This is a genomic window from Pseudomonas sp. LAIL14HWK12:I1 (assembly GCF_003202095.1).
Classification (GTDB): Bacteria; Pseudomonadota; Gammaproteobacteria; order Pseudomonadales; family Pseudomonadaceae; genus Aquipseudomonas; species Aquipseudomonas monteilii.
In genome coordinates, this window is sequence record NZ_QJKG01000005.1 from 243,504 (window position 1) to 262,747 (window position 19,244).

At 60.5% G+C, this 19,244-nt stretch carries 15 protein-coding genes and 1 pseudogene; all 16 read right to left on the reverse strand.

Translation table 11 applies throughout. From position 1 onward, the window contains the following. Nucleotide 1: 1 nt before the first annotated feature. On the reverse strand, nucleotides 2-1,435 hold the full coding sequence (locus D906_RS15095; protein WP_019096968.1) for a hypothetical protein: 1,434 nt from the start codon (nucleotides 1,433-1,435) through the stop codon (nucleotides 2-4). A gap of 3 nt (nucleotides 1,436-1,438) precedes the next feature. Further along, a complete protein-coding gene (locus D906_RS15100; protein WP_019096969.1) occupies nucleotides 1,439-2,710 on the reverse strand; it encodes an O-antigen translocase in 1,272 nt (423 codons plus the stop codon). 9 nt (nucleotides 2,711-2,719) lie between these two features. Continuing rightward, the gene (locus tag D906_RS15105; RefSeq protein ID WP_019096970.1) at nucleotides 2,720-3,826 is read right to left on the reverse strand and encodes a DegT/DnrJ/EryC1/StrS aminotransferase family protein; all 1,107 of its coding nucleotides are present in this window, start codon (nucleotides 3,824-3,826) and stop codon (nucleotides 2,720-2,722) included. Next, nucleotides 3,819-4,289: an acyltransferase gene (locus D906_RS15110; protein ID WP_019096971.1), complete on the reverse strand. Its 471-nt coding sequence runs from the start codon at nucleotides 4,287-4,289 to the stop codon at nucleotides 3,819-3,821. Before D906_RS15110 ends, D906_RS15105 begins: the two co-directional genes overlap by 8 nt. Further along, on the reverse strand, nucleotides 4,282-4,656 hold the full coding sequence (locus D906_RS26800; protein ID WP_225850706.1) for an FdtA/QdtA family cupin domain-containing protein: 375 nt from the start codon (nucleotides 4,654-4,656) through the stop codon (nucleotides 4,282-4,284). The genes D906_RS15110 and D906_RS26800 overlap by 8 nt, the downstream gene beginning before the upstream one ends. Before the next feature lie 57 nt (nucleotides 4,657-4,713). Further along, nucleotides 4,714-5,253 (reverse strand): annotated as a pseudogene (gene rfbC, locus D906_RS26805) (dTDP-4-dehydrorhamnose 3,5-epimerase); the annotation flags it as partial. 113 nt (nucleotides 5,254-5,366) lie between these two features. Further along, nucleotides 5,367-6,428: a Wzz/FepE/Etk N-terminal domain-containing protein gene (locus D906_RS15120; protein WP_019096973.1), complete on the reverse strand. Its 1,062-nt coding sequence runs from the start codon at nucleotides 6,426-6,428 to the stop codon at nucleotides 5,367-5,369. 222 nt (nucleotides 6,429-6,650) lie between these two features. Next, on the reverse strand, nucleotides 6,651-8,081 hold the full coding sequence (locus tag D906_RS15125) for an MBL fold metallo-hydrolase RNA specificity domain-containing protein (RefSeq protein ID WP_033694776.1): 1,431 nt from the start codon (nucleotides 8,079-8,081) through the stop codon (nucleotides 6,651-6,653). 102 nt (nucleotides 8,082-8,183) lie between these two features. Continuing rightward, nucleotides 8,184-8,447, reverse strand: coding sequence for a lipopolysaccharide assembly protein LapA domain-containing protein (locus D906_RS15130; protein ID WP_016715026.1), 264 nt, complete (start codon nucleotides 8,445-8,447; stop codon nucleotides 8,184-8,186). Nucleotides 8,448-8,466: 19 nt separating this feature from the next. Beyond that, a complete protein-coding gene (gene ihfB / locus D906_RS15135; protein ID WP_016715025.1) occupies nucleotides 8,467-8,769 on the reverse strand; it encodes an integration host factor subunit beta in 303 nt (100 codons plus the stop codon). Nucleotides 8,770-9,082: 313 nt separating this feature from the next. After that, nucleotides 9,083-10,759: a 30S ribosomal protein S1 gene (rpsA, locus tag D906_RS15140; RefSeq protein WP_003252673.1), complete on the reverse strand. Its 1,677-nt coding sequence runs from the start codon at nucleotides 10,757-10,759 to the stop codon at nucleotides 9,083-9,085. 123 nt (nucleotides 10,760-10,882) lie between these two features. Beyond that, nucleotides 10,883-11,569: a (d)CMP kinase gene (gene cmk, locus D906_RS15145; RefSeq protein WP_016715023.1), complete on the reverse strand. Its 687-nt coding sequence runs from the start codon at nucleotides 11,567-11,569 to the stop codon at nucleotides 10,883-10,885. After that, the gene (locus D906_RS15150) at nucleotides 11,566-13,773 is read right to left on the reverse strand and encodes a bifunctional prephenate dehydrogenase/3-phosphoshikimate 1-carboxyvinyltransferase (protein ID WP_025754733.1); all 2,208 of its coding nucleotides are present in this window, start codon (nucleotides 13,771-13,773) and stop codon (nucleotides 11,566-11,568) included. Before D906_RS15150 ends, cmk begins: the two co-directional genes overlap by 4 nt. Nucleotides 13,774-13,863: 90 nt before the next feature. Continuing rightward, a complete protein-coding gene (gene pheA / locus D906_RS15155; protein ID WP_016715021.1) occupies nucleotides 13,864-14,958 on the reverse strand; it encodes a prephenate dehydratase in 1,095 nt (364 codons plus the stop codon). Continuing rightward, nucleotides 14,958-16,043, reverse strand: a complete 1,086-nt coding sequence (gene serC, locus D906_RS15160; protein ID WP_026020335.1) for a 3-phosphoserine/phosphohydroxythreonine transaminase — start codon at nucleotides 16,041-16,043, stop codon at nucleotides 14,958-14,960. The genes pheA and serC overlap by 1 nt, the downstream gene beginning before the upstream one ends. A gap of 204 nt (nucleotides 16,044-16,247) precedes the next feature. After that, complete coding sequence (gene gyrA / locus D906_RS15170; RefSeq protein WP_019096977.1) at nucleotides 16,248-19,013, reverse strand: DNA gyrase subunit A; 2,766 nt, start codon at nucleotides 19,011-19,013, stop codon at nucleotides 16,248-16,250. Nucleotides 19,014-19,244 lie beyond the last annotated feature (231 nt).

The following is a 19,244-nucleotide window of genomic DNA, read 5'->3' on the forward strand; positions in this document are numbered from 1 at the left end:
CTCACCCTCGCGCTCTGGCAAACCTGGCCAGCCGCAACAGCGTGACCTTGATCAAAATCTTGATGCGCGGCACCCAGGCGTAGGAAAGCAGCGCTCGCAACGCCAGGTTTGTGTCCGTACGGCACAGGGCGTCGAAGACATCCGCAGGGACCATGCTAGTCACCTTACCTGTCGGTTTCATGAAATCGAGGTTGCCCGACCACGGCAGCATGGTCGCCAGCTGGTTTTCGCTGTATTCACCCCGTTCGATGCAGGCCAGGTACCGCGCCTTCACCGCTTCTACCGAGTTCACCTGCTGCACGGCTTCGACCACCGATGCACTGGGCTGCGGCTGCTCGATACTGGCCAGCAACTGATCGACGCTGGCCACCTTCAGGCTGTCGGCGGGAGAATAGCCCTGGATCGGCGCAACCAGCCCAACACAACGCCGGCCCTTGAGCAATTGCTCGGCGAACGCCGTGCCGCCGGGTATAGGGTAGCTGTCCAGGTAGAAGTCAGCTTTTTCGGCGAAAGCCAGGTAGTCCTTGTACGGCAGGTGCCGGCGGATGAAAAAGCGCGTGGGATAACGCAGTTTCACTGTCCACCACCAGGTGTTGGTCAGCGGGTTGGCACCAATGATCCAGCATTCGGCGTTCGGAAACCTGTCGAGAATAGCCGTAATCGAAGGGCGCATGTCCAGGCCACCATGGGGCTTGTACTTGGCAGCAGAAGCTGCGCTGAACACCTTGATCCGCTCATGCGTGGGCATTGCATCCGGTACTTTTGCGCCGCTGGTCTCGATCGGGATCGCCAGGAAGCTCTTCTGGCAGGTGAGGTGCTTTTTCTTGTCCAGATGGTGGCCGTAGGCGCTGATCTCGAAATACACATCGGCCACCGAAGCGCCGAAGCTGAAGACGTGGTCTGCGTGGTTGACGAAATACACCGTCACCGCAGCGCCACGCTGCAGTTTCAGCAGGCCACACGCCACAGTGGTGATGATGTCGTCAGGGTGGATGTGCAGCACCACCTTGTCGTATTGGGCAAGGGTGTCGACGATGGATTGCAGACGGGCACACGGGTCATCGCCACGCGCCTGTTCGATATGGGCAAAAAAGCCGGCCAGCCGTTCGAGCACCTGAGGTTTGGCGCTGCGTGTAACCAACAGGTCCACGGGCCCCTCGTGCATGTGCGCCAGGCGCTCCATCAGCCGGGTGTGCCCGCCTTGCAGGTAGGGCTCGCTGACCACATGCAGGCAGCCCCGCGATACGCTGCTGACAGCCGGCAGCGTGATCAGGCTGGCGCACTGGGCGGTCAGGTGGCGCTCCAGTGACGCTGCCTCATAGATGTTCAAGTCCACGGCCCAGAGCAGCGCACCATAAATTTGCGCCTGAGCCAATGCCGGCCCGGGTGCTGCGTTCAGTATGCGTGCCTGCAGCTGCTCCACCACTTGTTTCATTGCTCAGCTCCGTGCCGAATCAGCGACAATCGACGGCAACCGGCGAAAGACCGCGAAATACATGACGATCGCGTACAACAGGTAATTGACGGCGTAGGCAAGTGTGACCTTGTCATAACCCCAGAGTTGCGTGAGGTACACCGTCAAGGCGTAAAGCGAGAGCGTAGCGAGGATTTCCGTCACCAGGTACAGCCGCGTCAAAGCCTTGCCCAGCATCAGGTAGGCCATCAGCCAACTGGCAATCTTCAGGCTGTCGCCCACCATCTGCCAGGCGAACAGTTCGCGCATTGGCAGAAACGAATCGGAAAACAGCACCTGGATGATGAAGTCGCGCAGCAGGTAGATAACCAGCCCGGCCAGGATGGTCATGGGCAGAATCAGTTTATAACCCTGCAAAATCTCCTTGCGCAGCTCGCCGGCATCCTTGATTTCGGACAACCGTGGCAGGTAATAAACCGCCAGGGTGGTGGTAATCAACATCAGGTATGCCGAGCTCAGTCGCCACATGGCTTCCCAATAGCCCGCTTGTGCCCAGCCGAAGGTGTTACCCAGGTAGTCGCGCAGGAACACATGGCACACCGGCAGGGAGCAGGCCGTGACCACGGCCATCAACGCAAACCTCGATAACCGCGCCAACGCCTGGCGATCCAGCCGTCCAAAGAAATCGGCAAACTGGAACCAGGGCGTACGCATGCAGATCAGCAAGGTAGCCACGAAACTCAGCGACTGGTACACCGCCAAGGCCACCAGCGCACCGTACAACCCAAGCTGAATGGTCAGTACACAGGTGACTACCAGCGAAATCAGGCTACCGAAGATATTGGCCAGCACATAACGCGGCACATCCTTCTTGCCGTTGAGCACGCCAAGCAACAACGAGTTGAAGGCAAAAAACACCAGCGTGGCGGCAAACCACAGCAGCACTGTCGCCAACGATTCATCGTTGAAGAACCAACCGGCCAGGGGCTTGCGCAGCACGATAATCAGCACCGCGAGCAGCAGCGAAACCAGTACCGACAGTGTACCGGCGGTTCTCCAGACCTTGCGTTGCTCTTCGGGCTGTTCGGCGAACTCCGCCGTGTACTTGGTTACGCCAGTGCTGACGGCACCGCTGGCCAAGGTGGTGAACATGGTCACCGCATTCTGCAGTTGGCCAATGGCCGCGTAACCGGCTGGCCCTACGTACAGGGCCAGCACTTTGTTCAGGCCAAGCAAGGTGGCCATCTTTACCGCAACCGCTATGGCATTGAGCAGGCTAGTTCTGATCAGGGTCATACCTGGCACTCAAGGACGCGGAAAGCTGTTGCAAGCGTCAATGACGTGCTGGATAGCGTCCACAGTCAGGGTCGGGTCCATGGGCAGGCTCAGTACTTGCTCATGCAAACGTTCGGTCAGCGGTAGCGAAAGGTCGGCCAACTGCGGGTAGGCCTGTTGCCGGTGCGGCGGTATCGGGTAATGCACCAGGGTTTGTACCCCCTGTTGTGCCAGGTGCTGCTGCAACTGGTCACGGCACTCGCTGCGCACCACGAACAGGTGCCAGGCGTGCTGGCCGGCAACGCCCGGGTCAGGCAACTGGATGGCCGGGTTGTCGATGCCGGCCAGGTACTGCTGTGCAACCTGCTGGCGCAGGCGGGTCTCGCTGTCCAGGTACGCAAGCTTCACGCTCAACAGCGCCGCCTGTAGCTCGTCCAGACGGCTGTTCACCCCCTGGTAAATGTTCATGTATTTCACATGCGAACCGTAGTTGCGCAGCGACTTCAAGGTCTCTGCCAACGCATCGTCGTTGGTGGTGACTGCGCCGGCGTCCCCGAGCGCCCCGAGGTTCTTGCCCGGGTAGAAGCTGAAGCCCGAGGCATCACCCCAGGCACCTGCCCGCCGCCCGTCCAGCTCGGCACCGTGCGATTGAGCAGAATCTTCCAGCACCAGCAGGCCATGTTGCTTCGCGAACGCGTTGATCGCCGGCATGTCGGCAAGCCGGCCATACAGATGCACCGGCATGATCACGCGGGTGCGTGGGGTCAGTGCTTGTGCAAGGTTGTGCGCCCCCAGGTTGAAGCTGCCTTCATCAGGCTCAACCAGCACGGGCACCAGCTTGTTCTCGGTGATAGCCAGAATGGTGGCAATGTAAGTATTGGCGGGTACCAGCACCTCGTCGCCTTCGGCGATACGCCCCAACTGCTTCCAGGCACGCAAGGTCAGAATCAGCGCGTCAAGGCCGTTGGCTACACCAATGCAGTGCTTTACCCCACAGTAGCTGGCGAACTGGGCTTCGAACTGCTTGAGCTTCTCACCCATGATGTACCAACCCGAGTCGATGACCTCGGTGCAGGCATCGATCAATGCCTGACGGTATTGTGCGTTCACACCTTGCAGATCGAGAAACTTAACCATTGCGGTCTATCACCCTGATAATTTTTGCTGGATTCCCTACGACAACGGCATAAGGCGGGACGTCTTTGGTCACCACTGCTCCTGCCCCCACCATGGCGTACTCGCCAATGACGATGCCTGGCAACAACGTTGCATTGGCGCCAATGCTGGCGCCACGCTCCAGGGTAATGCCATTGAACTGCTCCGGATAAACCTTGGAGCGCGGCATCGCGTCGTTGGTAAACGTGGCATTGGGGCCGATGAACACGTCATCGGCAATGCGGGTACCGTCCCACAGATAAACGCCGGACTTGACCGTCACGTTATCCCCAAGCACCACATCACCTTCAATCAGGGTATGGGCGCAGATGTTGCAATTACGCCCGATTTTCGCACCGTTCATGATCACCACGAATTGCCAGACCCGGGTGCCTTCGCCGATAGCGTCGCTTTTCACATCGGCCAGTTGATGAATGCTAGGCATTGCGCTTCAGCTCCGTGAACGTGGTGTAGTCACGAATGTAGTCGCCCTCGTCGTAATGTGCGTCGGCCAACACCAACAGCACGCAGTCGGGGCTGAAATCATGCATTTCGTGCCAGACCATGGGCGGAATCAGGATGCCCTTGTTGAAAGCGTCCAGCCAGTGGTCTGTGCGGGTGGTACCGTCATCCATGAGCATCCGGCAACGCCCGGACACGCAGATGGCCAGCTGGTTGAGAGCCTTGTGCGCGTGAAAGCCACGGGAAACCCCTGGCAGCGTTTCGGTAAGGTAATACACGCGCTGTATGGCGAATGGCACATTGTCCAGGGCTTGCAGGGCAACCAACTGGCCACGGTGATCACCCAGCACCTTGAACAGTTCGATCTGGGCCAGGGCCCCTTCTTCGGCGGAGTTCAGGTGGTGCCGGAATGACGGGGCCTGGTTGTCCTTTTCACTGACGATGAGGCCATCGCGCATTGGCCAGTCAATGGCCAGGTCAGGGTCATCCCAGTGAATACTGCCTTCGGCGTCCTTGTTGTACACATCCGTGGTTTTGTACAGAAAGTGCGTTTCGTCCTCCAGAGCGATAAAACCGTGCGCGAAACCCTCGGGAATCCACAGCATACGGTTGTTGCGCTCGGTCAACTCCACCCCCACCCACTGCCCGAATGTTGCCGAGCCTGGGCGGATGTCGACGGCGACGTCATAGGCCGCACCGCGCACTACCCTGACCAGCTTGCCCTGCGCATGCGGTGCGCGCTGAAAATGCAGCCCGCGCAACACGCCACGATGGGACATCGAGTGGTTGTCCTGGACGAACGCACGGGGCTTGCTCAAGCCAAGCTCCAGCAGTGCGCCATGAAAGCGGGTTTCATTGAAGGTTTCCGTGAACCACCCGCGATCATCCTCGTACACGGCGGGTTCCACTATGACAACATCGGGAATGTTCGTTTGAACAAGCTTCATCGGTAAACCTTTGGCATGATTTTTTGTGAGGGCCCGTCGCGCCGCCCCCTTTATTCCTGCAGTTTCACCGTTTACACGGCAAATGTCTCTCGCTAAATGCGACCTGCGCGTTGCTATTCATTTTTGGGGCAGGCCCGGCGCCTTTGCAAATTTTGCATGGCGTATTTCAGGGTTGCGATCAGGCAACCGAGGGCCAACCCAGCAATTACACCCAGGGCAATGATCAAGTTCCGTTTTGGTTTAATCGGTACATCAGGCTGCTCTATGGTGCCGTCAAGCTGATAAACACTCACATGACGCTGCGCCCCTACCATCCCTTGATAAAACTGCTGTTTGGTTTGTACTTCCCTGAGTTCAGGAATGAATGCATCCTCACTTTTACGCTGCTGCAAACTGGCAATCTCGGCGGCCAGCGCCTTGCTGCCGCGCATGTAAGTCAGCTCGCCGTCCATTTTGCCAGACAGCGCCCTGGAAACTTCACCGCTTATCAGCGGCGGGTTTTGCAGGCCAATGGCCGTTGCAATCTGCAGCGCCTCTTGTAAACGGATGATCTTGTCCTCACGTTGCTGCTGGCCGCTTTCACGCAGGTTGTCGAGTTCCAGTTGCAGTGCATTGGCACGGACCTGAGCCTCCCTGGTGGCATCGTGCAGGACTTCGGCCTTGGCGGCTGCGCCGGCCTTCTCGACATAAGCGGTTGCCCACCGGGACACCACGGCAGGGTCACGCCCACGGAAGGCAACATAGGCGCGCGGCGGCTCACCCGCCAGTTGCACGACATCAAAGGAGCCATTGAACGCAGCATACAATGCCCCTTGCGCCCCTTGCCCCGCCACTACCGAGGGCATGTAAAATTCTTTAAAGAACTGACGTCGCAGTGTTTCACCGTTCAGATGTTCAACGAAGATGTCAAAAACCTTACGCGACGTGAATGGCTCCAACCCAGTCTGCTGGGTGCGGCCATAGTTGAGATCTGCTATATCACTTGTCGCCGGTGCCGCCAAAAATATTTTGGCCTCATAAACAGGCTTGGCCAACAGTGCATAAGCCAGTGCAACTGCCGTGACGGCTACCGTGACCAGAAAGATGAGTAGCTTTTGCCGCCACACCCCTTCCAGAAACTCCAACAGGTCAACTTCTTCACTATCGCTACTGCGGCGCTCAAGGTCATTGCGCATTTCTTGTGTTTTTCCTTGGGTCTGACTGCGTACACGGTTTCTGGCATACCAAAACATCACGAGCGACTGCATCGAACTCGGCAAGGCGCACGCCCTCATGAGGGTAGCGGCATTATGCCAACATCTTACACACCCAGCGCCAGGGTTAGTCGCAGTAGATGAACGCTGCCGGGATTAGTTCCCGCCTTGCGTCGGCCAGCTCACCGTTGTCAGACCAAGGGTTCAGGGGACGAAGACCTCCAGAGGCTCACCCGCCCGCTCTGCATGTTGCATCAAGGCCTTGTGCAAAGCGGCCTTTGCCCCCCTCTCACCATGCACCAACAGCACCTTGCCTGGCTGCGCCTGACCACCCAGCGCAAACTGCACCAAACCTGCCTGATCAGCATGTGCGGAATACCCCGATAGCGTCATGACTTTCGCCCGCACCTCGTACATTCTTCCGTCCAGATCAAGCTGCACGAATCCTTCCGCCGCCTCGCTAGCCTGAATCACCGCCCCCGGCGTGCCCTTGGCTTGATAGCCCACAAACATCACCTCATGCCGCGAATCTCCCAACATGGCCTTGAGATAATTGACGATGCGCCCACCCGAGCACATGCCATTGCCGGCGATCACGATCGCCGGGCGCCCGGTGCTCTTGAGGTAGTTGACCACCTGCTGGTGGCGCGCATGGGTGTCTACATTGATCAGCTGGCTGAAACCCAGCGGGTCGCGCCCCTCGGCCAGGCGCGCCCTGGCTTCGGCATTCCAGTAGTCATGCAAGTTCCGATATACGCTGGTAATGCGCTGAGCCAAAGGCGAGTCGAGGATAATGGGCAGTTGCGACCAGTCAATCGGGTCGCCATCGGGGCCCGGGCCGGCGCTACCCAGCAATGCCTTGCGATGAAGTATGCCTTCCAGCTCGTACAGCAGTTCTTGGGTGCGACCCAGACTGAACGCCGGAATGAGGAGGGTGCCCTTGTCAGCCAAGGCCCGATCGATGGCATCTTCCAGCCGCTGCCTGCGGTCGCCGACATGCGGATGCAAGCGGTCACCATAGGTACTTTCCAGCACCAGCACGTCGGCGCGCTCTGGCGGCTGTAGCGGGCGCAACAAGGGATTGCCACACGCCCCCAGGTCACCAGAAAACACGTAGCGGCTATTGGACTGCCCATGCTGCATGTCGCACTCGATATACGCCGAGCCCAGCAGATGACCCGCGCGCTGCAAGCGAATGCGACAGCCAAGGCCTGGGCGCTCGACCAGCGTGTGCCACTGCTCGAACGGCAGGGGCACGATAAGGTCGCAGACGAATTCGAGGTACCGCGCCACCTGGGCAGGGTCACTGCTGACGCTAAGCTTGTAGGCGTCTTCCAGCACCAGCGGTAGCAGCTGTGCGGAAGGCTCACTGCAGAGGATGGGGCCGCGGTATCCGGCGGCCAGCAGCGCAGGGATACGGCCAACGTGATCCAGATGCACATGCGTGATGATCAGGGCCTCGATGCCCTGCACGTCAAAGCCGAGCGACGCAGCGCCTGCGCCTTGCGCTGCCTCGGCGCCCTGCTCCAGGCCGCAGTCGACCAGCAGGCTGGTGAATGGGGCGAGATGCAGTTGGTGACAAGACCCGGTAACGCTGCGGGCACCACCGTGATGGGAAAGGCTGGGATAGTCCATGCTGCGCACACTCACCTGGGCCGAAAATGAAGTGCGCTATTACTCCACGACGACCAGAGCATGCATAGGTGACGCTTTCCTAAGTGAGCGTAGGAAATTTCCCTAGTTACCGCTCAGTGCCGCCTGCCGGGCAGACGCCCTGATCTTGCGCTTGCTGCGCTGCACGCCGTAGGCACCCAACAATGGCCCGACTGCCAGGCCAATCACCAACGCGGCCAACACCAGCACGGCAACCGGCATTGCCGGAGCAGCCCAGCCGAACAGGACCAACGACACGGTTTGCTGGTTTTCCAGCACGAAGAACAGCACCACGGCCGCCAACAGCAGCACGAATACCGCCGCCAGGGCGCGCTTGAGGTTACGCATCAGATTGCTCCTTGAGGGATCAGGTATGAACCTCATCATGCTCGTCTTCATTGACCCGATCGCGCAACTCTTTGCCGGGCTTGAAGTGCGGCACGAACTTGCCTTCGAGGCTGACCGACTGACCGGTCTTCGGGTTACGGCCCACGCGGGGGGCACGATAGTGCAGCGAGAAGCTGCCAAAACCGCGGATCTCGATGCGATCGCCGGTAGCAAGGCATTGTGACATCTGCTCAAGCATGGTCTTGATGGCCAGCTCCACGTCCTTGGACGAGAGCAGCCCTTGATGGGTGACAATACGTTCGATCAGCTCCGACTTCGTCATATTTTTCCCTTCGTTATCAAGCAGCTAGATCATTGCTCAACCAGTTTGTAGCACGCCGGGAAGGATTTGAACAGGGTGGTTCTTGACTTAATAAAAAAATTCAAGATTGAAGTTTTGCAAGAATGGTCTAGCCGGCGGGAGCTTTTAGGTGTCCGGCGATACATTTGTGTTGGAGCGGCAATCGAGCGCCGCCCGCGTGGGCGGCGCTCGATTTGCGCAACACCGCAAAGCCAACGGCGAACACCACAAAACAAAACCAACTCCAAAAAAAGGGCGACCCGAGGGTCGCCCTTTTTTACCGATCAAACAGAACTCAGTTCTGCTTGGCCATTGCTTCGCGCAGCAGCGCAGCCATGGTGGTGTCGGCAGCCGCTTCCGGAGCGTTTTTCAGGCTCTGGATGGCTTCGCGCTCTTCAGCGTCGTCTTTCGATTTGATCGACAGGCTGATAACGCGGGACTTGCGGTCAACGCTGATGATCTTGGCTTCGATCTCTTCGCCTTCCTTCAGAACGTTACGCGCGTCTTCAACGCGGTCACGGCTGATTTCGGAAGCTTTCAGAGTGGCTTCGATGTCGTCGGCCAGAGTGACGATGGCGCCTTTGGCGTCAACTTCTTTCACGATGCCCTTGACGATAGCGCCCTTGTCATTGACAGCAACGAAGTTGGAGAACGGATCGTCTTCCAGCTGCTTGATGCCCAGGGAGATGCGCTCGCGCTCTGGGTCGACCGACAGGATGACGGTTTCCAGCTCGTCGCCCTTCTTGAAACGACGTACGGCTTCTTCGCCAGTTTCGTTCCAGGAGATGTCAGACAGGTGAACCAGGCCGTCAATGCCGCCGTCCAGGCCGATGAAGATACCGAAGTCAGTGATCGACTTGATGGTACCGGTGATCTTGTCACCCTTGTTGAACTGGCCGGAGAAGTCTTCCCATGGGTTGGACTTGCACTGCTTGATGCCCAGGGAGATACGACGACGCTCTTCGTCGATGTCCAGAACCATGACTTCCACTTCGTCGCCAACCTGAACGACTTTCGACGGGTGGATGTTCTTGTTGGTCCAGTCCATTTCGGAAACGTGTACCAGACCCTCAACGCCTTCTTCCAGCTCAGCGAAGCAGCCGTAGTCGGTCAGGTTGGTAACGCGAGCTTGTACGCGAGTACCTTCTGGGTAACGGGCAGTGATAGCTACCCACGGATCTTCGCCCATTTGCTTCAGACCCAGCGAAACGCGGTTGCGCTCGCGGTCGAACTTCAGAACGCGTACGTCGACTTCGTCGCCAACGTTAACGATTTCCGATGGGTGCTTGATGCGCTTCCAGGCCATGTCGGTGATGTGCAGCAGGCCGTCGATACCGCCCAGGTCCACGAATGCGCCGTAGTCGGTGAGGTTCTTGACGATACCTTTGACTTGCTGGCCTTCCTGCAGGGTTTCCAGCAGGGCTTCGCGCTCGGCGGAGTTCTCGGCTTCCAGCACGCTGCGACGGGAAACGACAACGTTGTTGCGCTTCTGGTCCAGCTTGATGACCTTGAATTCCAGCTCTTTGCCTTCCAGGTGGGTGGTGTCGCGCACTGGGCGGACATCAACCAGGGAGCCCGGCAGGAACGCACGGATGCCGTTAACGTCGACAGTGAAGCCGCCCTTAACCTTACCGTTGATAACGCCCTTGACCACTTCTTCGGCGGCGAAAGCTGCTTCCAGAACAATCCAGCACTCGGCGCGCTTGGCTTTTTCACGGGACAGTTTGGTTTCGCCAAAGCCGTCTTCGACCGCGTCCAGCGCAACGTGCACTTCGTCACCGACCTTGATGGTCAGCTCGCCAGCTTCGTTGTAGAACTGCTCGAGCGGGATGACGCCCTCGGACTTCAGGCCAGCGTGTACGGTAACCCAGTCGCCGTCGATGTCGACAACGATACCGGTGATGATCGCACCCGGCTGAAGATTGAGGGTTTTCAGGCTTTCTTCAAAGAGTTCTGCAAAGCTTTCGCTCATTTTAATTCCTGTAAATTCGGGCGAAACAAACGCCCTCGCCACATTCCAGACAATGTGGGTCTGTTTTAAGTAAAGGAAAGCCGGCAGGACGTTGACTGGTGCCCCTGCCTGCTCTCCTGGCTATCAGAGGAGGTCGCGCTGGGCGATCTCGCTCCTGATACGTTGCAACACCTGCTCGATGGACAACTCGGTAGAGTCCAACTGAATGGCATCGACCGCTGGTTTCAGCGGGGCCACTGCACGTTGGGTGTCGCGTTCATCACGCGCACGAATCTCATCCAGCAGACTCGACAGACTAACATCTTCACCCTTGCCCTTCAACTGCAGGTAGCGACGACGTGCGCGCTCCTCCGCGCTGGCGGTAAGGAAGACCTTCAACGGCGCGTCGGGGAACACCACGGTGCCCATGTCGCGACCGTCGGCGATCAGGCCCGGCGCCTCGCGGAACTCACGCTGACGCACCAGCAGGGCATCACGCACCGCCGGCAGCGAAGCCACCATCGACGCACCCGCACCTACCGTTTCGGTACGGATGACGTTACTGACGTCTTCACCCTCAAGGATGATCTGTTGCAGCTTACCGGGCTCGGCGGCGATGAACTGCACATCCAGATGGGCGGCAAGCTTGGTCAGCAGCTCTTCGTTGGTGAGGTCGACACCGTGATTACTGGCGTTGAACGCCAGCAAGCGGTACAGCGCACCCGAATCCAGCAGCTTCCAGCCCAGCTCGCGAGCCAGCAGGCCGGCGACCGTGCCCTTGCCCGAGCCGCTAGGCCCGTCGATGGTGATAACCGGCGCCAGCGAATTCACGACTTGCCCTCTTCCGCCACGCGGATACCCACTTCGGCACACAGCGCCAGGAAGTTGGGGAACGAGGTGGCGACGTTGGCGCAGTCATGGATGCGAATGGGCGCGCTGGCGCGCAGCGAGGCCACGCTGAAAGCCATGGCAATGCGGTGGTCACCGTGGCCATGCACTTCGCCACCGCCCAACTGGCCACCGTCGATGATGATGCCATCCGGGGTCGGTTCACACTGGATGCCCAGGGTGATCAGGCCGTCAGCCATCACCTGGATACGGTCGGATTCCTTCACCCGCAGCTCTTCGGCGCCACGCAGCACGGTACGCCCTTCGGCGCAGGCGGCGGCCACGAACAGCACCGGGAACTCGTCGATGGCCAGCGGTACCAGTTCTTCCGGGATATCAATGCCCTTGAGCTTGGCACCACGCACACGCAGATCAGCCACCGGCTCGCCGCCGACTTCACGCTGGTTTTCCAGGGTAATGTCGCCGCCCATCAGGCGCAGGATGTCGATCACGCCGGTACGGGTCGGGTTGATGCCTACGTGCTCCAGCACCAGCTCGGAGCCTTCAGCGATCGAAGCTGCCACCAGGAAGAACGCTGCCGAGGAAATGTCGGCCGGCACCTCGATGCGGGTCGCGGTGAGTTTGCCACCGGACTGCAGCGAGGCAACCGGGCCGTTCGACTCGACCGCATAGCCAAAGCCGCGCAGCATGCGCTCAGTGTGGTCACGGGTTGGCGCAGGCTCGGTGACGGTGGTCTTGCCTTCGGCGTACAGGCCGGCCAGCAACAGGCACGATTTGACCTGGGCGCTGGCCATCGGCAGCGTGTAGGTCAATGCCTTGAGCTTGCTACCGCCGCGAATGGTCAGCGGTGGGCGACCTTCCGGACCTGTCTCGACCACGGCGCCCATTTCGCGCAGCGGGTTGGCCACACGGTTCATCGGGCGCTTGGACAGCGAAGCGTCGCCTGTCATGGTGACGTCGAACGGCTGGCCGGCCAGCAGGCCCGACAGCAGGCGCATCGAGGTGCCGGAGTTACCTACATACAGCGGCCCGGGTGGTGGCTTGAGGCCGTGCAGGCCAACGCCGTGAATGGTCACGCGACCGTGGTTGGGGCCCTCGATGACCACACCCATGTCACGGAATGCCTGCAGGGTCGCCAGCGCGTCTTCACCTTCGAGGAAGCCTTCGACTTCGGTGGTGCCTTCGGCCAGCGAGCCGAGCATGATCGAGCGATGGGAAATCGACTTATCGCCCGGTACACGAATACGCCCGTTCAGGCGGCCACCCGGTTGGGCCAGGAAAATCAGATCGTTGGCGTTCATAGCGTCCACATAGGCCCGGCGGGCCAGGATTTTACTGAAATGCTCGCGGGCAACCCGTGCGCGGGTGAATACACCCAGCAGCTGGTGCCCGTCCCCTTCAGCGATCGCGTCGCGCAAGGCGTCGAGATCGCTGCGATATGTATCTAGCGTGCGCAAGACAGCGTCGCGGTTGGCGAGGAAGATGTCGTGCCACATGGTCGGGTCGCTGCCAGCGATTCTTGTGAAATCGCGGAAACCTCCCGCAGCGTACCGGAAGATCTCGAGATTTTCATTGCGTTTGGCCAACGAGTCGACCAAGCCAAAGGCCAGCAAGTGCGGCAAGTGACTGGTGGCTGCCAGCACTTCATCATGGCGCTCGACCGACATGTGCTCCACATCGGCATCCAGCGCACGCCACAGGCGGTCGACCAGCGCTAGCGCGGCAGGATCGGTTTCGGCCAGCGGCGTGAGGATGACCTTGTGACGGCGGAACAGGGCAGCGTTGGAGGCCTCTACCCCGCTCTGCTCGGAACCGGCGATGGGGTGGCCGGGGACGAAGCGCGGCAAGCGCTGCCCGAAGACGACGCGCGCCTCACGGACGACATTGCCCTTGGCGCTACCGACATCGGTGATGATCGCGTCACCCAGGTCGAGCCGGGCCAGGCGGGCCAGCACTTTTTCCATGGCCAGGATCGGCACGGCCAGCTGGATCACATCGGCACCCACGCAAGCGGCAGCGAGGTCTTCTTCGCAGCGATCGACCACGCCCAGGGCCACAGCCTGCTTGCGCGAAGGGGCATCCAGGTCGACACCGACCACTTCGCGGCACAGGCCGCTTTCACGCAGGCCCTTGGCGAAAGAGCCGCCGATCAGGCCGAGACCGACCACGACCAGGCGGTTGATGATGGGTGCGGGTTTGGTTTTTGCTGCATTTACCACTGGTGCGAACCCTGTTCAGAAATCAAGACAGCCTGCTGGACCCTATGGGGCCTTGAATCAAAGCACCGCCTTCGGATAAGAGCCCAGCACCTTCAGCGCCACAGCCTCCTGGCTGATCTGCTCCAGCACCGCTTTGATCAGCGGGTCGCGGTGGTGGCCAACGAAGTCGATGAAGAACACGTAGGTCCACTTGCCGCTGCGCGACGGGCGGGTCTCGATGCGGGTCAGGTCGATGCCGTTCTGGTGGAACGGCACCAGCAGCTCGTGCAAGGCACCGGGCTTGTTGCTCATCGAAACGATGATCGAAGTCTTGTCGTCGCCCGTCGGCGGCACTTCCTGGTTGCCGATCATCAGGAAGCGCGTGGAGTTGTCCGGGCGGTCTTCGATCTTCTCGGCCAGGCGAGTCAGACCATACAGGTTGGCTGCCATATCACCGGCGATCGCCGCCGAATTCCACTCACCCTTGACGCGCTTGGCGGCCTCAGCATTGCTCGATACAGCGACGCGCTCCACGTTCGGGTAGTGCGCGTCCAGCCACTTGCGGCACTGGGCCAGCGACTGAGCGTGGGAGTAGATACGGGTGATGCTGTCGGTCTTGGTATTTTCGCCCACCAGCAGGTGGTGGTGGATACGCAGCTCGACCTCGCCGCAAATCACCATGTCGTGCTCAAGGAAGCTGTCCAGGGTATGGCTGACAGCGCCTTCGGTGGAGTTTTCCACCGGCACCACGCCGAAATTGACAGCACCGGCCGCCACTTCACGGAACACTTCGTCGATGGCTGCCATCGGGCGGCTGATCACCGCGTGACCAAAGTGCTTCATGGCCGCCGCCTGGGTGAAAGTACCCTCAGGGCCGAGATAGGCGATTTTCAGCGGTTCTTCCAGGGCCAGGCACGAGGACATGATTTCGCGGAACAGCCGCGCCATCTCTTCGTTGCCCAGCGGGCCTTTGTTGCGCTCCATCACGCGCTTGAGCACCGCAGCCTCACGCTCAGGGCGGTAGAACACCGGCTTCTCGCCTTCTTTCAGCGAGGCGGTCTTGACCCGGGCCACTTCTTCGGCGCAACGGGCGCGGTCGCTGATCAGCTCGAGGATTTTCTCGTCGAGGCTGTCGATGCGTACGCGCAGCGCCTTGAGCTCCTGTTCGGACATCAGCCGTGCTCCTTCTCGAATTCAGCCATGTAGCCCACCAGCGCTTCCACTGCTTCCAGGCCCAGGGCGTTGTAGATGGAAGCGCGCATGCCGCCCACCGAGCGGTGGCCCTTGAGGTTGAGCAGGCCACGGGCATCGGCACCGGCAAGGAAGGCCTTGTCCAGGCGCTCGTCAGCCAGGCGGAACGGCACGTTCATCCACGAACGGGCGTTGTGGCTGATCGGGTTGGTGTAGAAATCGCTGTTGTCGATGAAGCCATACAGACGCTCTTTCTTGGCGCGGTTGCGCTGCTCCATGGCGTCGACGCCACCCTGCTCTTTCAGCCACTCGAAGACCAGGCCCGAGAGGTACCAGGAGTAAGTGGCCGGGGTGTTGTACATCGAGCCGTTGTCAGCTGAAACCTTGTAGTCGAGCATGGTCGGGCAGCTGCTGCGGGCATGGCCCAGCAGGTCTTCACGCACGATCACCACCACCAGGCCACTCGGGCCGATGTTCTTCTGCGCACCGGCGTAGATCAGGCCGTACTGGGACACGTCGATGGGGCGCGAGAGGATGTCGGACGACATATCGACCACCAGCGGGACGTCACCGGTTTCCGGCACCCAGTCAAACTGCAGGCCACCGATGGTCTCGTTGGATGCATAGTGCACGTAGGCGGCGTTTTTGGTCAGGTTCCACTCGTTCTGACCCGGGATCGCCAGGTAGTCGTAAGGCTTGGCGCTGGCGGCGACGTTGACATTGCCGAAGCGGCGCGCTTCTTCGATGGCTTTTTTCGACCAGATGCCGGTTTCGATGTAGTCGGCAGTGCCGTTTTCCGGCAACAGGTTCAGCGGGATTTCAGCGAACTGCTGGCTGGCGCCGCCCTGCAGGAACAGCACCTTGTAGTTGGAGGGGACGGACAGCAGGTCACGCAGGTCCTGCTCGGCCTTTTCGGCGATGGCCACGTAGTCGTCGCTGCGATGGCTCATTTCCATCACCGACAAGCCCTTGCCGTTCCAGTCCAGCATTTCGGCCTGGGCGCGCTGCAAAACAGCGTCAGGAAGCGCGGCAGGGCCTGCGCAGAAGTTAAAGGCTCGTTTGCTCACATCCACTCTCGCTCTAATAGATCTAAACAGCTAGTTCTGCGGGAACCCTGTGGGAGCGGGCTTGCCCGCGAACACCGGCGAAGCCGGTGCCATACACCGCGGCGCCTCATTCACGGGCAAGCCCGCTCCCACAGGGCCAGGCAATGCCCGGCCTATTCAGTCAAACGGGGCGACCTTGGTCGCCCCGCTCGGGTTTACGCTTGCTTACTCCTGCGGGGCCTCTTCGGCGCCAGCAGCTTCTTCGTTGTCTGGCGCCTCAGCCTCGACGCCCTCTTCGTCCGTCTCGATCACATCGTCGAGTTCGTCCTCGGAAGGCTCCTGGATACGCTCCAGGCCCACCAACGTCTCGTCGGTAGCCAGCTTGATCAAGGTCACGCCCTGGGTGTTACGGCCCAGGCTGGACACCTCACCTACCCGTGTACGCACCAGCGTACCCTGGTCGGAGATCAGCATGATCTCTTCGCCTTCCTGCACCTGGATGGCGCCGATCAGCAGACCGTTGCGCCCTTTGGTACCCATGGCGATCACGCCCTGGCCACCGCGGCCGCGACGCGGGAACTTGGACAGCGGGGTGCGTTTGCCGAAGCCACGCTCGGAGGCAGTCAGGATCTGCGCACCCGATTCCGGGATCAGCATGGAAATGATCTGCTGCCCCTTGCCCAGCTTCATGCCGCGTACGCCACGGGCGTTACGGCCCATTTCGCGCACCACGCTTTCAGCGAAGCGGATCACCTTGCCGGCGTCGGAGAACATCATGACTTCCTTGGCGCCGTCAGTAATGGCGGCAGCGATCAGGGTGTCACCTTCTTTCAGCTTGAGGGCAATCAGGCCGTTGGAGCGCGGACGGGCGAACTGCACCAGTGGGGTCTTCTTCACGGTACCCGAAGCGGTGGCCATGAAGATGTAGGCGCCAGTCGGCTCGGCCACCCACTCAGGGGTATCGCCGTCTTCTTCGTCGACTTCCTCGGCCTCGATCACTTCGCCTTCGAGTACGGCATCTTCCGCCTCGTCCAGCTCTTCTTCGGCGCCAGCGCTCTGCTGCAGGGCCTCGAGGTCGATCTGCAGCATGGCGGTGATGCGCTCACCCTCCTCCAGCGGCAGCAGGTTGACGAGCGGGCGACCACGGGCAGCGCGGGACGCTTCAGGGATGTCGTAGGTTTTCAGCCAGTACACCTTGCCCTTGCTGGAGAACAGCAACAAGGTAGCGTGGCTGTTGGCGACCAGCAGGTGCTCGATGTAGTCCTCGTCCTTCACCCCGGTAGCCGACTTGCCTTTGCCGCCACGGCGCTGGGCCTGGTAGGCGGACAGCGGCTGGGTCTTGGCGTAGCCGCCGTGGGAGATGGTGACCACACGCTCTTCTTCCGGGATCATGTCGCCGTAGCTGAGGTCGTGGCGCGCATCGAGAATTTCGGTACGCCGGGCATCGCCGTATTCGGCACGGATGGCTTCCAGCTCTTCGCGGATCACTTCCATCAGGCGCTCGGCGCTGCTGAGGATGCGGATCAGCTCGCCGATCTGCTCGAGGATTTCCTGGTACTCGGCCAGCAGCTTCTCGTGCTCAAGGCCGGTCAGGCGGTGCAGGCGCAGGTCGAGAATGGCCTGGGCCTGCTCTGGCGACAGGAAGTACTTGCCGTCATGCAGGCCGTATTGCTCTGGCAGGTCTTCAGGGCGGCAGGAATCGGCGCCGGCGCGCTCGACCATGACCTGCACGGCACTGGATTCCCACGGCGTGGAAACCAGGGCTTCCTTGGCTTCGGACGGCGTCGGCGAGGCCTTGATCAGGGCGATGACCGGGTCGATGTTGGACAGCGCGACCGCCTGGCCTTCAAGGATGTGGCCGCGTTCGCGGGCCTTGCGCAGCTCGAACACGGTACGCCGGGTCACCACTTCACGGCGGTGACGGACGAACGCTTCGAGCAGGTCCTTGAGGTTGAGCAGGCGCGGACGGCCGTCGACCAGGGCCACCACGTTGATACCGAACACACTCTGCAGCTGGGTTTGCTGATAGAGGTTGTTGAGCACCACCTCCGGCACCTCGCCGCGACGCAGCTCGATGACGATGCGCATGCCGTCCTTGTCGGACTCGTCGCGCAGCTCGGTGATGCCTTCGATCTTCTTCTCTTTTACCAGCTCGGCGATCTTTTCGATTAGGCGCGCCTTGTTCAGCTGGTACGGCAACTCGGTCACGACGATCTGCTGGCGGCCGCCGACCTTGTCGATGTCTTCGATTTCGGAACGGGCACGCATGTAGATGCGGCCACGGCCGGTACGATAGGCCTCGATGATGCCTTGGCGACCATTGATGATGCCGGCAGTCGGGAAATCCGGGCCCGGGATGTGCTGCATCAGCTCATCGATGGTGACTTCCGGGTTGTCGATCAGCGCCAGGCAGCCGTCGATGACTTCACCGAGGTTGTGCGGCGGGATGTTGGTCGCCATGCCCACGGCGATACCGCTGGAGCCGTTGACCAGCAGGTTGGGAATACGGGTCGGCATGACCGCCGGGATCTGCTCGGTGCCGTCGTAGTTGGGCACCCAGTCGACGGTTTCTTTGTGCAGGTCGGCCAGCAGCTCGTGGGCCAGCTTGGTCATGCGCACTTCGGTGTATCGCATGGCTGCGGCGTTGTCGCCGTCCACCGAACCGAAGTTGCCCTGGCCGTCGACCAGCAGGTAGCGCAGCGAGAACGGCTGGGCCATACGCACGATGGTGTCGTAGACCGCAGTGTCGCCGTGCGGGTGGTACTTACCGATCACGTCACCGACCACACGGGCGGATTTCTTGTACGGCTTGTTCCAGTCGTTGCCCAGTTCGCTCATCGCATAGAGAACGCGACGATGCACGGGCTTCAAGCCGTCACGCGCATCGGGCAGCGCTCGCCCGACAATCACGCTCATCGCGTAGTCGAGGTAAGACTGTCTCAGTTCGTCTTCGATATTGACCGGGAGGATTTCTTTGGCCAGTTCGCCCATGAGAAGCCTGATTCCTTTTTCTGGTGAAACTTCGCAGCTCCATCAAGGGCCGAACGAAGCTCGCCGCCGCAGCGCATAAGGGTGCGACGACTTACGACAAATCAATGAGTTGTGCCATGGATCTGCGCAATGAAGGCCGCCGTGATGGGCGGTCCTGGAAACTGCCGGATGTTATCACAAAGGCGGGGGCGGTGGGGAGATGTGGCACGGGGGTGCTTGCCTTTAGTTTTT

Excerpts from the sequence above, each read along its gene's own strand:
- D906_RS15095 (WP_019096968.1), bottom strand. The coding sequence starts at position 1,435 with ATGAAACAAGTGGTGGAGCAGCTGCAGGCACGCATACTGAACGCAGCA.
- D906_RS15100 (WP_019096969.1), bottom strand. The coding sequence starts at position 2,710 with ATGACCCTGATCAGAACTAGCCTGCTCAATGCCATAGCGGTTGCGGTA.
- D906_RS15105 (WP_019096970.1), bottom strand. The coding sequence starts at position 3,826 with ATGGTTAAGTTTCTCGATCTGCAAGGTGTGAACGCACAATACCGTCAG.
- D906_RS15110 (WP_019096971.1), bottom strand. The coding sequence starts at position 4,289 with ATGCCTAGCATTCATCAACTGGCCGATGTGAAAAGCGACGCTATCGGC.
- D906_RS15120 (WP_019096973.1), bottom strand. The coding sequence starts at position 6,428 with ATGCGCAATGACCTTGAGCGCCGCAGTAGCGATAGTGAAGAAGTTGAC.
- D906_RS15125 (WP_033694776.1), bottom strand. The coding sequence starts at position 8,081 with ATGGACTATCCCAGCCTTTCCCATCACGGTGGTGCCCGCAGCGTTACC.
- D906_RS15130 (WP_016715026.1), bottom strand. The coding sequence starts at position 8,447 with ATGCGTAACCTCAAGCGCGCCCTGGCGGCGGTATTCGTGCTGCTGTTG.
- ihfB (WP_016715025.1), bottom strand. The coding sequence starts at position 8,769 with ATGACGAAGTCGGAGCTGATCGAACGTATTGTCACCCATCAAGGGCTG.
- rpsA (WP_003252673.1), bottom strand. The coding sequence starts at position 10,759 with ATGAGCGAAAGCTTTGCAGAACTCTTTGAAGAAAGCCTGAAAACCCTC.
- pheA (WP_016715021.1), bottom strand. The coding sequence starts at position 14,958 with ATGTCCGAACAGGAGCTCAAGGCGCTGCGCGTACGCATCGACAGCCTC.
- gyrA (WP_019096977.1), bottom strand. The coding sequence starts at position 19,013 with ATGGGCGAACTGGCCAAAGAAATCCTCCCGGTCAATATCGAAGACGAA.